This is a genomic window from Mycobacterium neumannii, from assembly GCF_048452905.1.
In the GTDB taxonomy this organism is placed as follows: domain Bacteria; phylum Actinomycetota; class Actinomycetes; order Mycobacteriales; family Mycobacteriaceae; genus Mycobacterium; species Mycobacterium neumannii_B.
Window position 1 is genome coordinate 1,249,000 of sequence record NZ_JBCGVF010000003.1, and the last position, 16,737, is coordinate 1,265,736.

Genomic DNA, 16,737 nt, shown 5'->3' on the forward strand with positions numbered 1-16,737 from the left:
GCGCGTGCCGGACGGTACTCGCGTCGACGCCGAGCAGCGTCAGGTGTCGGGGCTCGCAGCTGTCGTGACGGTGCTCGCGATGGGCCTCGGTTATGCGATCGCGATCGGCGACCCGACCACCTTCTCGGCCAACCTGCAATTGGTCTCGGCCGGCGTGGGCATCACCGGGTCTACCGCGACATTCGTCGCGAGCCTGGCCACCCTGACCCTGGCCGCCGCGGTCCTCAGCGCCGGTGCGTTGGGCGACCTGTACGGCATGCGGCGGATGTATCTGTTCGGGCTGGCCGGGGCGATCGTGTTCAGCCTGCTCGCCGCCGCCGCGCCCGCGCCGGCTGTGTTGATCGTCGCTCGCGCGGGTGCCGGTGTGACGCTGGCGTTCCTGATCGGTCTGTCGCTTGCCATCACCAACGCGGTGTTTCCGCCGGGTCGGCGGGCCGCGGCGATCGCGGCGTACTTCGGTGTCGGCTACGCCGTCGCGACACCGATGCCGGCAATCAGCGGCATGCTCGGTCACGCGATCGGTTGGCGGGCCTGCTTTTTCGTGGCGCCGGTCATCGGCGTCCTCGGCTTGCTCGTCACGTGGCGGTTCGTGCCTGAGACGGTGCGCGCGGACCGTCGGCTCGACGTGCTCGGGATGGCATTGTTCGCCGTCGCGCTGCTCGGGCTGATCTTCGGTGTCTCGCGCATCGAGACCGGTTTCAACACCGTCGGGCTCGTCGCGATCGGCGTCGGCCTGGTGGCCGGTTGCGCATTCGTCATGCAGGAGTTGCGCGTTGAGGACCCGGCGCTCGACATGCGCGTGTTCCGGTCGGGTCGGTTCAACGCCGCCGTGACCGCCGGCGTGCTGTTCAACATCGTGCTCGGCGGGTCGATGGTGTTGCTGTCGTTCTATCTCGTGACGGTCCGCAAGGAGTCGCACGAGCTGTTCGGCCTCCTGTTGATCCCCGCTACCGCGCTGGCCGCCGTCGCCGCCACCTCCGCCGGGCCCGCCGCGAACCGGTTCAGCCCGCGCACCGTGATGATCACCGGCCTCCTGGTAATGCTCGGCGGGCTGCTGTCGATGAGGCTCTTCGACCTTGACACGACGCGCACGACGGTGTTCGTCACCACCGCGCTGATCGTCGTTGGCGGCGCGCTCGTGACGACGCCGCAAGCCACGATCATGATGAGCAGCGCGCCAACCGATCTCGGCGGCGCGGTCTCCGCCGTCAAGAGCGCGGTCAACGAAGGCGGATACTCGCTCGGGCCCGCGCTATTCGCGCTCGTCGGCATCAACCTGTTCCTCACCGACAGCGCCCACGACCTCTCCCGCTCCGGCATCACGCGCGCCGAAACCCGCGAGGCGCTGCTCACCGTGCACGGCGGTCACGGGGCACAGATGGTCAACCCCGAGCAGGCCCGGTTGGTGGTCGAGCAGGCGCCGCACAACGCCGTCGACGCCATCCACACCCTGAGCGTGATCATGGCCGTCGGCCCGGTCGCAGCGATCATCCTGGCGCTGTGGTTGATCAAGCCCGCGAACCGCTCAGCAGGCGGCCAGTAGTTCGTCCAGCGCGGTTTCGAACCGGTCGGCGAGGTCCCACAGATCGTTGACCAGCTTGCGGCACGCGATGATCCCGACGTTGAGCTTGCCGGTCAACGACATCACGGTGATGTTGAGCCCGGAGCCGTGGAAGATCGGGCCAAGCGGGTAGAGCGCCTTCATCTCGGCGCCCATCGCGTACAGCTTATCCTGCGGCCCAGCCACATTCGAGATGACCACGTTGTGGATCGGGGTGCGCTTCAGCGGCGTGTGGGACAGCACCTCCATCGCCATGCCGAACAGTGCGGGCGGCAACGCCTGCGTTACATCGGCCAGCAGGGTGGGAGCGATGTCGGCGCTGTGAGCCTTTGCGCGCGAACTGGATTCGGCGATGGTGCGCAGCCGTTCACCGGGATCATCGATATGGGTCTGCAGGTTGTTGAAGAAGCCCGAGAGCTTGTTGCGGCCGGGCCGGTCGGACTTGTCGTGCACCGACGCCGGGACCACCGCGATCAGCGGATCGTCCGGCAGCTCGCCGCGTTTGAGCAGGTACTCGCGCAACGCTCCGGCGCACAGCGCCATTACCACGTCGTTGAGTTTGACGTCGAAGGCGTTCTTGACCCGCTTGACGTCGTCGAGGCCGAGCTGCGCCAGCGCGATGGTGCGGTCGGAGGTGATCTCGGCGTTGAACACCGTCGCCGGAGCCGAGAACGGGGCGGCCATGGCGGTGCCGGAGCGGGCGCGGGTGATCGTGCTGAAGACGGTCGACATCGTCGCGGGCACCGCCCTGGTCAGTTGCCACGGTCGGGTAAACGCACGCACCAGGCCTCCGGCGGCGATCTCTAACGGCCTGGCGCCGCCGACGCCCTCGACGGGCTCTGGTGGGGGGCCGTCGGGTTCGACGTCGCACAGCTTGCTGATCAGGTTGGCCGCCGACACCCCGTCCACTGCGGCGTGATGCACCTTGATCATCAACGCGACGTCGCCGGCGTCGAACGGATCGGTTTCGTGGATGCCCTCGATCACCCACATCTCCCACAGCGGCTTGCTGCGGTCGAGGGGTGCCGCGGCGATGCGCGAACAGACATCGACCAGTTCGTTGCGCCCGCCGGGCGCGGGCAGCGCGATGCGGTGCAGGTGGTACTCGAGGTCCAACTCGTCGTCGTCCACCCACACTGGATGATCGAGGTTCAGCTGACTGTTGGCGAGCTTTGCCCGCAGCTCCGGCAGAGCCTCCAAGCGCGTGGCCAGGTGCTCGCGGACGCGGTCGAAGTCGTAACCGCCCGGGATCGTCGACGTGTCCAGGCAGGCGATTGAACACACATTCAGTGGGACGCTGGATGATTCGCTGTAGAGCATCGTTGCGTCGAACGCACTCAGCCGTTCCATTCGCTGGAGGTACCCGGGTTGACAGTCACGTCAAACCATGGCGAAGTTACTCCCGATTCAGCCCTGTTTGGTGGCCTGCGGAGCGTGGCGGGCAACGGTGGCGTCCATCGCCTCGCGCAGCGCGGGCATCTCGTCGATCAACCGGGCGAGGTCGTCGCGGTTGATGTGGAGCACGTCTGCGCGCCCCGTCGTCGTCACGGTCGCGTTGCGCAATGCGCCGCGGCGCAGCACCGATTCGCCGATCACCTCGCCAGGGCCGACGACGGCGATGCGGTCGTGGCCGACGTAGACGCCGACCTCGCCGCTGAGCAGGATGTAGCAGGCGTCCGACGGGGTCTGCTCCTGGATCAGCGGCCACGGCCCTGACGTCGACGTCCGATGCGCCGCTTCGACCAGGCGCCGCAGGTCGCTGTCGGAGAACTTGGCGAAGGTCTCGAACTCGCGGAGCCGACGGGCGTCCTGTTCGATTTCCTGCCTGCGAGCCTGTTCGCTTTCGCGGGCGTACTTGCGGTTGTCCATGAGGTCCCCGATCTGCGGTGTTTCCTGGCCGAACGGTAGTCCTCCTGCTGCGATTTGTGCACAGAAACGAGCGCTGAGCGCGCCTAGATGTGCACAAGTCGCCGGTCAGCGGTTCGCCGAGCCGTACTCCAGCGCGGGTTCGGCCGAGTCGACCTTGCCGTTGCTCGAGATCGTCAGCAGGCCGGGTTGCACGTCGTAGCGCGCGCCGTCGGCCGGATTGGTGGCGACGAACCCGTTACCCACCGGTCGCGCGTTGTTGAGCTGCACGTTGGCCCCGTCGCGCAGCCGTTCTCCGCGGTACTGATAGTTGCCCGCACCCGTTTCGCAGATCACCGCCAGCGACTGCGCCGTCCGGATCGCCGCGACCGGCGTGCTCCCCGCGTCGCAGCGCGTGGTGTGCCCGATGAAGCCCTGCGAGTCCGTGCCTGACACCCCGGCGATCGGCGGTCCGGTGGTCGTCGGCGTCGTCGTGGTTGTCGTGGTTGTCGTCGTCGACGGCGCGGTGGTCGTGGGCGGGGTCGTCGTCTCGGTCGTCGTCGACGGCGGCACGGCCAGCGGCGTCTGCGGCGCCGAACCGCTCCCGTTGTCGCTGAACGCCAGCACCATGGCCAGCACCACCGCCGCGGTGAACAGCACGACCGTCGTCACGACCAGCCCAACCTGCGCCGGACCGAAACGCTTGCGGTTTGTCGGTGGCGGCGGCTGCGGTGCATACATCGGCGGATAGCGGGTGCTCGCCGGGTTTGGGTCCACCGCGGAAAACTGGCGCGTCGACGGAGCCAGCGGCGGTGGCGGGGCTACCGGCATCGCGACCGGTGGCTGCTCGGCCGCAGCTGCGGCCGCCTTGGCCAACTCGCCGGCCGTCGTGTAGCGATCCATGGGCTTTTTCGCCATGCCCCGCTCGATGACCTCGTCGAACGCCCGGCTGATGCCGCGTCGCATGATGCTCGGGCGCGGCGGCGGCGAGAACAGGTGCGCGCCCATGATCTCGCGCAGGTCGCCGGAGTCGTACGGCGCGCGGCCTGTCAGGCATTCGTAGAGCAGGCAGGTCAGCGAGTAGATGTCGGAGGCCGGGCCGCCGCGTTCGCCACTGATGCGTTCCGGCGCCATGTAGGCGCACGACCCGATGACCAGGCCGGTCTTGGTGACGTTCGCTTCGCCGCCGCCGTGCGCGATGCCGAAGTCGACGATGTAGGCGAAATCGTCGTGGGTCAGCAGCACATTCTCTGGCTTGATGTCGCGGTGTACCAGCCCATTCGAATGCGCGGCGTCCAGCGCGGCCGCGACCTGGGTGATGATCGACACCGCGCGCGTCGCGGGCAACGGGCCGGCGGCTCGAATCAACTCCTTGAGGCTGGCTCCTTCGACGAGGCGCATGTCGATGTAGAGCACACCGTCGATGTCGCCGAAGTCGTGCACGGGGATGACGTGCGGTTCCTGCAGGCGCGCGGCGACGCGCGACTCACGCCGGAAGCGTTCCTGAAAGTTGGGATCGGCCGCCATATCCGGACGTAGCAGCTTGATGGCCACAGTCCGTTCCTTTGCGGTGTCCCACGCCCGATACACCTCGCCCATGCCGCCGACGCCGATCAGAGACTTCAGCTCATACGGCCCGAATCGCGTGCCCAGACGGGAACCGCCCTTCGGGGAGCTCACATGCCATCCTTTCTCTTTCGACACCAGCGCAGCAACCAGTGGTGTTCCCGCAACGCCGTCTTACGTAACCCGCTCCCCGCAGCGGGTGGCCCGGCGGCTCCGATATCGCAGCAGCACAGGCGATTTCCTCAGTGCGCCAGGCTACCGATTATTTCGTTTCGCGGTGAATGCGACGGTCACGGCGTCAGCGACCTTCATCGAGCCCATCAGCATCGAGTACGGCTTGAGACCGAAGTCAGAGTGCCGCACGGTGGCTTCACATGACATACGCCACACGTCGTCGACTTCCTGCACAGTCAGGTCGACGGCCTGTTCGCGCGTTTTGCCGTTGATCTGCAGCGTTCCGGTGAGACGGTATCCGTTCCCGGTCTTCTCGATGTCGCTGGTTTCGAACTCGATACGCGGAAACCGCTTCGCATTCAGCACTTTCAGCGCATTCGACCGCGCCAGCGCCTTCTCCGGTCCGGTCAGCGGTGTCACTCCACCCTCCCCGCTGAGCACCTCGAGCGAGTCCACCTCGGCCGCGAGCGTCACCCCGGATGGTTCGCCATCGGACCATTCGACCGCGGCATGCCAGGAGTTCACGGCGATGGTCAGGCGGTGACCCATCTTTGCCGCCCGGCCCTCGACACCGGTGCGGATCCTCAGCTCGCCGTCTGACTGGTCCAGGTTCCAGGTTTGCGCGGTCATAGTGTCCATTGTCGCGGTGGCGCCGTTTCGCCAGCGCGGGCACGGGTACCTGCGGACAATGGAGTCAGCCCACTTCACCGATATCACCGTGTCCGTCGACGGCACCGAGCACTCCGTGCACGTCGACAACCGTGTCACCCTGCTCGACCTGCTCCGCGAACACCTCGGTGTCACCGCCCCCAAGAAGGGTTGTGACCACGGCCAGTGCGGGTCGTGCACGGTTCTGCTCGACGGCCGCCGTGCCACCACCTGCCTGGCCTTCGCCGTCGCTCACGACGGCGCCGAGATCGTCACCGCCTCAGGCCTCGGCGAAGGCGACACCCTGCATCCCGTCGCCCAGGCGTTCCTCGACCACGACGGCTTCCAGTGCGGTTACTGCACGCCCGGCCAGATCTGCTCGGCCGTCGGCATGCTCGACGAGGTCAAGTCCGGCGCGCCCAGCCACGTCACCGACGATCTCGAAAAGCCACCCGAACTCTCCGACGATGAGATCCGCGAACGCATGAGCGGCAACCTCTGCCGTTGCGCCGCCTATCCCAACATCGTCGCCGCCATCAGCGAGGCCGCGCGATGATCCCCTTCGACTATCACCGCGCCACCAGCGTGGCCGACGCGGTTACCGCGGTCGCCGAACGTCCCGACGCCGTGTTCCTCGCCGGTGGCACCAACCTCGTCGACCACATGAAGCTCGGCATCCTCGAACCGTCCCTCGTCGTCGACGTCGGTCACCTGCCCCTCACCGATGTCGATCAGCTGCCCGACGGCACTTTGCGTATCGGCGCCGACGTCCGCAACAGCGACCTCGCCGCCCACCCCGTGGTCCGCAGCCGCTACCCGGTGCTCGCGCGTGCGATGCTGTCGGCGGCCTCCGGCCAGTTGCGCAACCTCGCGACCACCGCGGGAAACCTGTTGCAGCGCACCCGATGCGTGTACTTCCAGGACGTCACCACTCCATGCAACAAGCGCACGCCCGGCGAGGGATGCTCCGCGATCGGCGGCTACGTGCGCTACCACGCGATCCTCGGCGCCTCCGAACACTGTGTGGCCGTGCACCCTTCGGACATGGCCGTCGCGATGGCCGCGCTCGACGCTGTCGTGGTCTTCCAGGACGCCGACGGCGAACACCGCCTTCCGCTGACGGAGTTCCACCGCCTGCCGGGCGACCGCCCCGACCGCGACACCGAGTTGCCGCCCGGCGCGCTGATCACCGCGGTCGAGATCCCTGCGCCGCCGAACGGAGCCCGATCGACGTACCGCAAGGTGCGCGACCGCGCCTCCTACGCGTTCGCGTTGACGTCGGTGGCCGCCGAACTCGTCGTCGACGATGGCGCCATCACGAGCGCCCGCATCGCGCTCGGCGGCATCGCCCACAAACCGTGGCGTGCCCGCCGCGCCGAAGGGGTCCTCACAGGCGCACCGGCCACCGAAGACACGTTCCGGCGGGCCGCCGACGCCGAGCTCGACGACGCGCAACCGTTGCCGGGCAACGAGTTCAAGATCGAACTCACCTGCCGCACCCTCATCGCCACCTTGACCGAACTGAGCGAGCAACGATGACCACCCTCGAACCCCGCGCCATCGGCAGGCGTGTCACCCGCCTCGACGGGCCCGCAAAGGTCACCGGCACCGCGGATTACGCCTATGAGTACGCGGTCGAGAACGCCGCCTACCTCCATCCGATCCAGGCCACCATCGCCCACGGCCGCATCACGACCATGGACGCCTCCCCCGCCGAAACGGTCGCCGGAGTTATGGCGGTACTCACCGTGTTCGACAAGCTCCGGTTGGCCGACACCTCCAACGGCGACCTCACGATCCTGCAGGGCCCGCAGGTGCATTATCGCGGCCAGTTGATCGGCGCCGTGGTGGCCGAGAGCGCCGAGACCGCCCGTCACGCAGCGGGTCTGGTGCAGGTCGAGTACGACGCTTCTCCGCACGACGTCGAACTCCGCGCCGACGATCCGAAGCTGTATGCGCCCGAGCAGGTCAACGCGGGCTATCGGACCGACACCGCCGAGGGTGATGCCGACACCGCGCTGCGTGACGCGGCGGTGGTCGTCGATCAGACCTACTCGACACCGCACGAGCACAACAATCCGATGGAACCGCACGCATGTATCGCGCTGTGGGACAACAACACGCTAACGCTGTGGGATTCGACGCAGGGCGTTCACGTGGTTCGCAAGGAGATGGCGACGACGTTCGGGCTCGACCCGGAGCAGGTGCGCGTCATCGCGAAGAACGTCGGCGGCGGGTTCGGTTCCAAGGGTGCACCGCACTCGCACAACGTGCTGGCGGTGATGGCCGCGCAACGGGTTCCGGGACGGCCGGTGAAGTTCGCCGTCACCCGGCAGCAGATGTTCGACTTCGTCGGATATCGCACGCCGACCATTCATCACCTGCGTCTCGGCGCGGAGCGCGACGGGACGTTGACGTCCGTCAGCCACGACGTGATCACCCAGACCGCTACGGTCAAGGAGTTCGCCGAGCAGGCCGCGGTCCCCACCCGCATGATGTACGCGGGCTCGAATCGCAAGACTTCACACCGGTTGGCGGCGCTCGACGTGCCCGTCCCGTTTTGGATGCGCGCGCCTGGCGAGTGTCCGGGCATGTTCGCCCTCGAGGTCGCGATGGACGAACTGGCCGCCGCGTGCAGCCTCGACCCGATCGAGTTGCGCATCCGCAACGAACCCGACGTCGATCCCGAGACCGGTAACCCATGGTCGGACCGCCGTCTGGTCGAGTGCCTGCAGACGGGAGCGGAGCGGTTCGGTTGGGCATCGCGCGAGCCGGAGCCCGGGACCCGTTGTGAGGGTGAGTGGTTGGTCGGCACCGGTGTGGCGTCCGCGGTGTATCCCGCGATGATCCAGCCGGGCAACAGCGCCCGCATCGAATGTGTCGCCCCGGGCCGCTACGCGGTCGCGATTGGCGCCGTCGACATCGGAACCGGCACGTGGACCGCGTTGAGCCAGATTGCCGCCGATGCACTGGGTTGCGAACTCTCGGCGGTTGACCTGCAGATCGGTGACACCGATCTGCCCGCCGCGTCGGTGGAGGGTGGATCGTCGGGCATCAGCTCGTGGGGTCGCGCTATCGTCACTGCGGCACAACAATTCCGGCATGACCACGGCGACCGCCCCGAGGTCGGCGTCACCACCACCGCGGAGGCGCCGGAGAACGAGGAGGCGCCGAACTTCGGAATGTATTCGTTCGGCGCCCATTTCGTCGAGGCGCGGGTCAGCCGGTACACGGGCGAGATCCGGGTGCCGCGGATGCTGGGTATGTTCTCAATCGGCCGGGCCATCAACCCGGCGACGCTGCGCTCACAGCTGATCGGCGGCATGACGATGGGACTGTCAATGGCGCTGCACGAGGAAAGCGTGCGCGACCCCCGCTTCGGCCACGTCGTCACAAGGGATCTGGCGACGTACCACATCAGCTCGCACGCCGACGTCCCCGCGATCGAGGCGATGTGGATCGACGATGTCGACAAGCACGCCAATCCGATGGGTTCGCGCGGCGCGGGAGAGATTGGCATCGTCGGCTCAGCCGCGGCGGTCGTCAACGCCGTCTACCACGCCACGGGCATTCGGGTGCGGGACCTCCCCGTAATGTGCGACGCGCTGCTTGGCTAAGGCCGTAACACGAGGCTGCCGACGGTTTGTCGGTCGACGAGTGCGCGGTGCGCTTCGACGACCTCGTCAAGACGGTACTCGGTGACTTTCGGGCGGAGTCGGCCGTCGGCAGTGAATGCGAGGAGTTGTTCGAGGGCCTGGCTGACCGCGGCTGGGCGGCTGCGCCAGCTCATCAGGGAGTAACCGGTCACCGTGAGGTTTTGTGTCATCAAGGCCATCCCCGAGTATGTCGGCGGGGTTCCGCTTGCGGCTCCGAACGTGACGATCCGGCCGAACGGCGCGACGCAGTCCAGAGTGTCCAGCGACGTTTGACCGCCGACGGAGTCGAGCACGAGGTCGACGCCACGCCCGTCGGTCAACTCGAACACGGCCTTGGCCCATCCGGCTTCGGAGTAGTCCACGGCGAAGTCGGCGCCGTACGACCGAATGTGGTCGAGTTTCTGCGGAGTTCCCGCCGCGCCGATGACGGCGCCAGCACCGAGCAGCCTGGCCAGTTGGATCGCGAGGGTCCCGACACCACCCGCGGCGGCGTGCACCAGCACGGTATCGCCGGACGTGATTCGCCCGGCATCGCGCAATGTCTGGTAGGCGGTCACTCCGTGAACCCAGAGGCTGGCCGCATCACGACCGTCCACCGAATCAGGCAACGGCATAACCGAATCAGCCTGCGCATTGGCGAGCTCGGCGTAGCCATGCTCAACCATGCCCGCCACGCGTGAGCCCACGGCCGGTCCGCCAGAGCAGGAGCGCCGGACCGTGCCGGCGACCTGTTGCCCCAATCCCGCCGGCAGATCGAAGGTCCCGAACGCCCCCTGCCGCTTCATCACGTCGCCGTAGGTGACGCCGGCGGCATCGACCTCGATCAACACCTCATCCGGTCCAGGCACCGGCACCGCGCTGTCGTCGACGCGCAGCACTTCGGTTCCCCCGAAGTCGGTCATCCACACTGCTTTCATCGTTGCCCCAGTACAGGTTCGGAGACGGCGCGACGCACGTCCGCGATCAAAGACCTCGGGTTCTTCGCGACGCTGCGATACGCGATGTAGCCGTCCGGGCGGATGAGCACTGACCCACCGTCGGCTAGGCCGTAGGCGTCGGCGACTGCCGGGCCGGCAACCTGCACGACGCTCACCTGAGCATTTAATGCGGCTGGCGGCGCGGCGCCGCCGAGGAGCAGCAGAGTGTGCCGCTCATTGTTCAGCAGGTCGAAGAGTCGGGCTGCTGAGCCGTCCGGAGCGGTGAACACCACGTCGGGTGCTCGATCGCCGACGTCGGTACGGTCCGGCGGGGCCGAACCGGAACCGTCGTGATAGGACACGTCGATCTGTGAGATCGCGCGCAACAGGGTGCGCTGGACCGGTCGACGCGCCAGGATGTGCGGCGCGATGGTGCGGCGCATCTTCGTGCTCACGGGGTTGCGCAGCAGGGTCATCCGAGTGATGCGCCGGGTTCCTTTGACGAGTCGTCGGGCAACCGGCGCCCGCTCGGCGGCGTAAGTGTCCAGCAGCGCTCGGTCCGCCTCACCCCGCACGACTGCCGCGAGTTTCCAACCGAGGTTGAAGGCGTCCTGGATGCCGGTGTTCATCCCCTGCGCGCCGACCACCGAGTGGATATGGGCGGCGTCGCCGATGAGGAAAACCCGCCCGGCCGAGTGGGATTCGACTCTGCGTTGGTTGATCCGGAACCGGCCGGCCTGCCTGATTTCGGCGATCTTGGCACCCGGGGGCGCGCAGACGTCGACGGCGCGCTGCAATTCGGCCTGCGTCACGTCGCCGGCGGGCGCGGGTTTCTCGTACTGTGCGACCGCTATGCGGTGCCAGCCGTGCAGCATCGGAAAGTAGGCCGCGAACCTGCCCCGGTTGAGGAACGCGAAGAACTCGTCTCCGGGGAGGTCCCAGTCCATTCGGAGATCGGCGACCGCGAAGTTCTCCTCGAACGACGAGCCCAGGAACCGCATCCCGAGCTTTCGGCGGACTGTGCTGTGCGCCCCGTCCGCGCCGACGATCCAGCTCGCCCGCACCGTTTCACTGCTGCCGTCGGGCCGGCGCACGTCGACGCTCACGTGGTCGGCGTTCTGAGTGAGATCGACCATCTCGACCTGATGCTCGATGTGTGTGCCGAGGGCGGCGAGGTTCGCGGTGAGGACCTCTTGCACTTCGTTCTGCGGGATCATCAGCAGAAATGGATAGGGTGACGGCAGGCCGGCGAAGTCGGCTCGCAGGATCTGCCGGTTCTCGCTGAACACGTTGAAGACTCGCGCTTTGAGCCCGCGCGCGAGCAGCTGTTCGGTGATCCCCTGTCGATCGAAGAGTTCGAGGCTGCGGGCCTGCACGCCGAGTGCGCGGGTCTCGGTGTTGGGTCCGCCCGCGGCGTCGATGATGCGGGTGCGGATACCGCGGCGGGCCAGTTCATTGGCCATCGTCAAACCGGTGGGTCCCGCACCGACGATCAGCACATCGGTATGGCCGGAGTTCATGAATCCTCCTCTACGGAAATCTTGGCGGCCAGGAGTCGCTCGAACATCTCGACGAGCTTGCGTCGGTGCGCGGCCTGATCAAGATCGGTGACCGGGGCGTACGCCTCATGCAGTCCCTGCAGGGCACCGAGCAGGACGACGGCGGTGAAATGCGGGTCGCTGACCGTGAATTCGCCCTGCTGCACGCCTTCTTCGATCAGCGCGGTCACGGCGGGTAGCACGTCGGCGGCGACCTGCGCCGTCACGCGGTGGTGCATATCGGTGAACTCCCGCGAGTACAGGTCGGCGATCAAGCCCGAGGTGGCGGCATCGGTCAGCTCCCGGTAGCTGAGGTGGAAGTCCATCAGGCGAGCAGTCGGGGACCGCGAGTTATCCGTCAGCGCGGCTATCCACGTGTCGGCGATCTGCTGCGAGGCCGCCAGCACGCAGGCTTCGAACACTTCGTCCTTGGACCGAAAGTGGTGGTAGAAGCAGCCTTTCGCGACACCGAGCTCGCCGATGATCGCTGCGACGGTGGTCTTCTCGTACCCGTTCTCCGTGAACAGCCTGAGCGCGGCGCCGACGATTTCGCTCTTCCGCACTTCGGGTTGCTTTATCTCCCGCACCTGTCCTACGCTACAAACCGACGGTCGGTCTGTCTAGGAGGTGCCATGCGAAACGTTCTCCAGACCCAGCATCGGGTCGACCTGAGCGCCGGAGTCATCGAATACTCGGACACCGGCGGCGACGGCCCCGCCGTCGTGCTGTTGCACGGGGTCAACATGGATAACTCTCTGTGGGACAACGTCGTTGCGCGGCTGGCGCCCGAGTATCGGTGTATTTGTCCGACCCTGCCGCTGGGCAGCCACCGACGTCCGATGAGACGTGGGGAGCTGGTGACCCATGAGGGCGTCGCGGCGCTGGTCGGCGAGTTCATCGAACAGTTGGATTTGCACGACGTCACGCTGGTGCTCAACGACTGGGGAGGTGCACAGTTCGTGGTCGCCGAGGGCGCCGAGCGGATCGCCGCACTGGTCCTGGTTGCCTGCGAGGCTTTCGACAACTTCCCACCAGGACTACCTGGGAAGGCCATCGCCTCCAGCGTGAAAATCCCTGGCGCCCTGTGGCTGACGATGCAGCTGCAGCGGTTCGACTGGTTCCGCCGCGCCCCTGGTGGCTGGGGCTGGATGGCCAAGCATCCGGTACCCAAAGACGTGATGGATCAATGGTTCCGACCCGCGTTGGTCGACAGCGGAGTGCGGCGCGACCTGCGCACCTTCGCGGGCTCAACGCCGACTCGGGTGCGACTGGCCGAGCTGACGGAACAGCTTCGGACCTTTGACCGGCCCGTACTCGTGGTGTGGGCGCCCGAGGACAGGGTGATGCCCGTTGAGCACGGCCGGCGTCTGGCGTCGCTTTTCCCGCGCGGCCGCCTGGTCGAGATCGGCGACAGTTACACCCTGATACCGCTGGATCAGCCCGCCCGCCTCGCCGACGAGCTGCAAGAGTTCGTCGCCGCGGGGGCGCTCAGATCGGGGGGTACGGCAGGCTGAACTGGTCGGCGAGCAGGCTCTGCACGATGATCATCGCCGCCTTCGACCCAGCGGCGATCGCGCCTGCCACGTACGGCTGCTCGCTGCAAAGGTCGCCCGCGGCGAACACGCCACTGGCCTCGGTGCGATGAATCGGGTCGATGCTGATGGTGTCGGCGGCCAGCGGGCCAGGTGTGCACGCGGCGCCCAGCTGGTCGGCGAGCGCTGACCGTTGCTTGAGGGGCGCCTCGACGAGCAGACCGTCGCGCGCCAGCCGGTCACCGTCGGCGAATGCGATCGCGCTCAGTTGTCCGTCCTCGCTGAGCAATTCGACGACACGACGGTCCTCGATGGTCACGTTGGCGGCCTTCAGCACCTGCTTGTCCTCAGGTGACAGGTCGGTGCGCCCATCGGTCAGCAGCACAACGTCGTCGCTCCAGCCGCGAAGCATCAGCGCCGAGTGCATCGCCTCCTCGCCGGCGGCCATGGTGGCCAGCCGCTTGTCGCGCATCTCCCAGCCGTGGCAGAACGGACACTGGAAAACCGAGGTACCCCACAGCTCGGCGACCCCGGGCAGGTCCGGCGGGTTGTACTGCATGCCGGTCGCCAGCAGGACCCGCTTCGTGAGAATCGGATCGCCATCGTCGGGTTCGAGGATGAAGCCGTTGTCGACCGGGCGGCCGCTGATGATCTGGCCGTGTCGGTACTCGACGCTGGGGTAGGCCGACAGCTCGCGGCGTCCTTCCGCGTACAGCTCGGCGGGTGGACGCTGGTCGTAGCCGAGGAGGCCGCCTATGACACTCGAGACGCGGTTGCTCTGTTCGTCGGCGTCGATGACGACCGTGCGTCGTCTCGCCCGCCCCAACACGAGGGCGGCGCTCAACCCGGCGGCCCCTCCCCCGACGACGGCACATTCCCAATCCATCACCACATCGTTCCCGAGGTGGCCGTCGCGAAACCTCCGCCTGATGTGCCGAGGTCAGCGGGGTATCGACGGGTAGGGCTGCTCGTCGCGGTCGGGCGCGAGCGGAACGGTCGCTAGCCCAACGAGGAACGCGCTCAGGTGGCCGACTTCGGTGAAGGTGGGCCGGGCGGCGGCGTTACCGGCCAGTGCCAGCGCCGCGGCGGCCTGGGCACCGGAGCGCCACGGCTTGCGGGTGTAGCCCGACAGGGCACCGGCCACCCCGAGGACGAAGTAGCTCACGCCGACGTCGCGAGCGTTCTCCGCCCGCTGCGGCGCTCGGCCCTTACGGATGAGGAACCGCAGGTAGCTCTGGCCGACGTAGGTGGCGAGGATGTGCGCGCCGATCCCGACGAGAAGCCAACGCCACCAACCCAACCGGCGCTCTGCTGGGGCGACGACCCCGACGAACACCGGGACGTAGGGCCACCACCTCTGGTCGTCGAGCCAGAACAGGCTGGTCGTGAGCACGCGGTGGGGTTCGCTGCGCAGCCGGCGCAGGTTCGTGGAGTTTCGTCGCTGAATCCGTCGCGACCCCCGATGTCCGGCCGAGCGCTGCACGCGGGTCGTGACGAGCAAGGCGAGCAGCCACGCGAAGCTGAACGGGGCGCCGGCGACGGCGCGGGGAAGCCGCACCTGCTGAGATTAGCGCGATTAGCCAGGCAGCCTTGCGGGTAGGTGAGCGTCGTTAGGAGCCGGTGATGACGACTGCAGACTCGGAGATCGACCTCGACGCGCTGTCGACCGACGACCACGGATACACCGTCAACGACGAGGACGAAGACGACCCGGTACTGCTCGATCGCGACGGTAAGCCGATCGAGACGTGGCGCGAACGGTATCCGTACGACGAGCGGATGAGTCGCGACGAATACGAGCGGATAAAACGGCAGTTGCAGATCGAACTGTTGAAGCTGCAGAAGTGGAGCAAACGCACCGGCGCGCGGCACGTCATTGTGTTCGAGGGCCGGGATGCGGCGGGTAAGGGCGGCTCGATCCAGCGGTTCATGGAGCATCTCAACCCGCGCGGCGCCCGGGTTGTGGCGTTAGAGAAGCCGACGGAAGAAGAGAAGTCGCAGTGGTACTTCCAGCGATACGTCAGGCATCTGCCGACCGCGGGGGAGATGGTGCTGTTCGACCGCTCCTGGTACAACCGCGCCGGCGTGGAGAGGGTGATGGGCTTCTGCACGCCGAAACAGCATGCCGAGTTCATGCGGCAGGCGCCGGCGTTCGAGGAGATGCTGGTGAACTCGGGCCTGAACCTGACGAAGTTCTGGTTTTCGGTATCCCCCTCCGAGCAGCGGACGCGGTTCGCGATCCGGCTGGTCGATCCGCTGCGGCAGTGGAAGTTCTCGTCGATGGATATGGAAGCGGTCAATCGGTGGGAGCAGTACACCAGGGCCAAGGAGGAGATGTTCGTCGCGACCGACACCGACTACGCGCCGTGGATTGTCGTGAAGAGCAACGACAAGAAGCGGGGGCGAATCAACGCGATGCGATACCTGTTGTCGCGCTTCGACTATGACGACAAGGACGACGAGGTGGTCGGTGAGCCGGACCCGTTGATCGTTGGTCGGGCGCTGGAGGACTGATGCTCCTGTTGTCGGGAATCGGCTTAGCGGCGGTCGTTTTCGGCATTTAGTGCACCATCTTGGCGAGGTGGGCGTTGGGGGCCGGATTTGTCGGTGGCCGGTGTCATGATGCGGTTATGACGTTGAGCGCCGCGCCGTGTGATGCTGAGGAGCTCTCGCCCGATGAGCGGCTGGGGGCGCAGTTCGCTGCGCTGGAGGAGCTGGCCGGTCAACGCAACGCCATCGATGGGCGCATCGTGGACATCGTCGCTGCGATCGAGCGGGAGCGGTCGTGCATCGAGGAGTTCCCCCGCTGCACCGAACAACTACGCCAGGGACAGTTGTCGGCCGATCAGGTCGGGGTGATCGCCCAACACGCCGGCGCGGGCTCTGATGAGCACTACGCGCAGCTGGCGTCGGTGGCCACGGTCAGCCAACTGCGCTTTGCGGCCAAACTCGAACCGCGCCCTGAGCCCGAACGCCCCGCACCCGCCCCCGAACCATCGCTGAGCAAAACCGTCGGCGAGCAGTTCACCACCTACCGCATCACCTTGCCCGCGTTGGAGGCCGCCAAGTTCGACGCCGCCCTGCAGTCACACCGCGACGCGCTGATCAACGAGCACACCCGCGACCACGGCCCCGACACCGACGCCGACACCCACGAACGCCGCCAGCGACTAGGCGATCTGCGGCGCCAACCGCCGTTTCCCACCCTGGGTGATGCGTTCATGCGCCTGGTGCACACCGGCTGGGACACCGAGGCCACCCGCCGCCCCCACGGCCAAGACACCACGGTGATCGTGCACC

The 16,737-nt window shown here is 67.2% G+C and carries 16 protein-coding genes; 7 read left to right on the plus strand and 9 right to left on the minus strand.

The genetic code is table 11. The annotated features are described in order from the left end of the window. Positions 1-4 precede the first annotated feature (4 nt). A complete protein-coding gene (locus AAHH99_RS12395) occupies positions 5-1,543 on the plus strand; it encodes an MFS transporter (RefSeq protein WP_418768872.1) in 1,539 nt (512 codons plus the stop codon). On the opposite strand, the gene AAHH99_RS12400 is transcribed toward AAHH99_RS12395, so the two are convergent. The 4 genes from AAHH99_RS12400 to AAHH99_RS12415 all read right to left on the minus strand — a co-directional run bounded on the left by AAHH99_RS12400 (position 1,526) and on the right by AAHH99_RS12415 (position 5,776). After that, positions 1,526-2,911, minus strand: coding sequence for a WS/DGAT/MGAT family O-acyltransferase (locus tag AAHH99_RS12400; RefSeq protein ID WP_418768873.1), 1,386 nt, complete (start codon positions 2,909-2,911; stop codon positions 1,526-1,528). The two genes, AAHH99_RS12395 and AAHH99_RS12400, sit on opposite strands and share 18 nt — an antisense overlap. 57 nt (positions 2,912-2,968) lie before the next feature. Then, entirely contained in the window at positions 2,969-3,430 is a 462-nt protein-coding gene (locus tag AAHH99_RS12405; protein WP_418768874.1) for a cyclic nucleotide-binding domain-containing protein, read from the minus strand. Positions 3,431-3,535: 105 nt separating this feature from the next. Further along, positions 3,536-5,086: a serine/threonine-protein kinase gene (locus tag AAHH99_RS12410; protein ID WP_418768875.1), complete on the minus strand. Its 1,551-nt coding sequence runs from the start codon at positions 5,084-5,086 to the stop codon at positions 3,536-3,538. Positions 5,087-5,227: 141 nt separating this feature from the next. Continuing rightward, the gene (locus AAHH99_RS12415) at positions 5,228-5,776 is read right to left on the minus strand and encodes a YceI family protein (protein ID WP_418768876.1); all 549 of its coding nucleotides are present in this window, start codon (positions 5,774-5,776) and stop codon (positions 5,228-5,230) included. A gap of 58 nt (positions 5,777-5,834) precedes the next feature. Here AAHH99_RS12415 and AAHH99_RS12420 point away from each other — a divergent pair, with 58 nt between their 5' ends. From AAHH99_RS12420 to AAHH99_RS12430, 3 genes are read left to right on the plus strand one after another with little or no spacing between them, the layout of a single operon-like run. After that, a complete protein-coding gene (locus AAHH99_RS12420) occupies positions 5,835-6,350 on the plus strand; it encodes a 2Fe-2S iron-sulfur cluster-binding protein (RefSeq protein ID WP_418768877.1) in 516 nt (171 codons plus the stop codon). Continuing rightward, a complete protein-coding gene (locus AAHH99_RS12425; RefSeq protein ID WP_418768878.1) occupies positions 6,347-7,333 on the plus strand; it encodes an FAD binding domain-containing protein in 987 nt (328 codons plus the stop codon). Before AAHH99_RS12420 ends, AAHH99_RS12425 begins: the two co-directional genes overlap by 4 nt. After that, positions 7,330-9,411 carry a xanthine dehydrogenase family protein molybdopterin-binding subunit gene (locus AAHH99_RS12430; RefSeq protein ID WP_418768879.1) on the plus strand — a complete coding sequence of 694 codons (2,082 nt, stop codon included), beginning with the start codon at positions 7,330-7,332 and terminating at the stop codon, positions 9,409-9,411. Before AAHH99_RS12425 ends, AAHH99_RS12430 begins: the two co-directional genes overlap by 4 nt. Here AAHH99_RS12430 and AAHH99_RS12435 read toward each other — a convergent pair. Genes AAHH99_RS12435 through AAHH99_RS12445 form a run of 3 tightly spaced genes read right to left on the minus strand, consistent with a single transcriptional unit; the run spans position 9,408 to position 12,468 of the window. Continuing rightward, the gene (locus AAHH99_RS12435) at positions 9,408-10,352 is read right to left on the minus strand and encodes a quinone oxidoreductase family protein (RefSeq protein ID WP_418768880.1); all 945 of its coding nucleotides are present in this window, start codon (positions 10,350-10,352) and stop codon (positions 9,408-9,410) included. The genes AAHH99_RS12430 and AAHH99_RS12435 overlap by 4 nt on opposite strands. An 11-nt stretch (positions 10,353-10,363) precedes the next feature. Next, positions 10,364-11,887: an FAD-dependent monooxygenase gene (locus AAHH99_RS12440; protein ID WP_418768881.1), complete on the minus strand. Its 1,524-nt coding sequence runs from the start codon at positions 11,885-11,887 to the stop codon at positions 10,364-10,366. Continuing rightward, positions 11,884-12,468, minus strand: a complete 585-nt coding sequence (locus AAHH99_RS12445) for a TetR/AcrR family transcriptional regulator (RefSeq protein WP_418768882.1) — start codon at positions 12,466-12,468, stop codon at positions 11,884-11,886. The genes AAHH99_RS12440 and AAHH99_RS12445 overlap by 4 nt, the downstream gene beginning before the upstream one ends. Before the next feature lie 69 nt (positions 12,469-12,537). On the opposite strand from AAHH99_RS12445, the gene AAHH99_RS12450 reads away from it, so the two are divergent. Next, the gene (locus AAHH99_RS12450) at positions 12,538-13,419 is read left to right on the plus strand and encodes an alpha/beta fold hydrolase (RefSeq protein WP_418768883.1); all 882 of its coding nucleotides are present in this window, start codon (positions 12,538-12,540) and stop codon (positions 13,417-13,419) included. Here AAHH99_RS12450 and AAHH99_RS12455 read toward each other — a convergent pair. Both AAHH99_RS12455 and AAHH99_RS12460 read right to left on the minus strand, forming a co-directional pair. Continuing rightward, positions 13,394-14,323, minus strand: a complete 930-nt coding sequence (locus tag AAHH99_RS12455; RefSeq protein ID WP_418768884.1) for an NAD(P)/FAD-dependent oxidoreductase — start codon at positions 14,321-14,323, stop codon at positions 13,394-13,396. The two genes, AAHH99_RS12450 and AAHH99_RS12455, sit on opposite strands and share 26 nt — an antisense overlap. 54 nt (positions 14,324-14,377) lie before the next feature. Continuing rightward, entirely contained in the window at positions 14,378-14,995 is a 618-nt protein-coding gene (locus tag AAHH99_RS12460) for a rhomboid-like protein (RefSeq protein ID WP_418768885.1), read from the minus strand. Between the two features lie 65 nt (positions 14,996-15,060). On the opposite strand from AAHH99_RS12460, the gene ppk2 reads away from it, so the two are divergent. Both ppk2 and AAHH99_RS12470 read left to right on the plus strand, forming a co-directional pair. Then, positions 15,061-15,951 carry a polyphosphate kinase 2 gene (gene ppk2, locus AAHH99_RS12465; protein WP_418768886.1) on the plus strand — a complete coding sequence of 297 codons (891 nt, stop codon included), beginning with the start codon at positions 15,061-15,063 and terminating at the stop codon, positions 15,949-15,951. A gap of 116 nt (positions 15,952-16,067) precedes the next feature. Then, positions 16,068-16,737, plus strand: a 670-nt coding sequence (locus AAHH99_RS12470) for a DUF222 domain-containing protein (protein ID WP_418768887.1), incomplete at its 3' end; no start/stop codon positions are given.

Bases quoted from the DNA above. Each gene is read 5' to 3' on its own strand.
- AAHH99_RS12400 (WP_418768873.1), bottom strand. From the start codon at position 2,911: ATGGAACGGCTGAGTGCGTTCGACGCAACGATGCTCTACAGCGAATCA.
- AAHH99_RS12405 (WP_418768874.1), bottom strand. From the start codon at position 3,430: ATGGACAACCGCAAGTACGCCCGCGAAAGCGAACAGGCTCGCAGGCAG.
- AAHH99_RS12415 (WP_418768876.1), bottom strand. From the start codon at position 5,776: ATGACCGCGCAAACCTGGAACCTGGACCAGTCAGACGGCGAGCTGAGG.
- AAHH99_RS12420 (WP_418768877.1), top strand. From the start codon at position 5,835: ATGGAGTCAGCCCACTTCACCGATATCACCGTGTCCGTCGACGGCACC.
- AAHH99_RS12425 (WP_418768878.1), top strand. From the start codon at position 6,347: ATGATCCCCTTCGACTATCACCGCGCCACCAGCGTGGCCGACGCGGTT.
- AAHH99_RS12430 (WP_418768879.1), top strand. From the start codon at position 7,330: ATGACCACCCTCGAACCCCGCGCCATCGGCAGGCGTGTCACCCGCCTC.
- AAHH99_RS12435 (WP_418768880.1), bottom strand. From the start codon at position 10,352: ATGACCGACTTCGGGGGAACCGAAGTGCTGCGCGTCGACGACAGCGCG.
- AAHH99_RS12440 (WP_418768881.1), bottom strand. From the start codon at position 11,887: ATGAACTCCGGCCATACCGATGTGCTGATCGTCGGTGCGGGACCCACC.
- AAHH99_RS12450 (WP_418768883.1), top strand. From the start codon at position 12,538: ATGCGAAACGTTCTCCAGACCCAGCATCGGGTCGACCTGAGCGCCGGA.
- AAHH99_RS12455 (WP_418768884.1), bottom strand. From the start codon at position 14,323: ATGGATTGGGAATGTGCCGTCGTCGGGGGAGGGGCCGCCGGGTTGAGC.
- ppk2 (WP_418768886.1), top strand. From the start codon at position 15,061: ATGACGACTGCAGACTCGGAGATCGACCTCGACGCGCTGTCGACCGAC.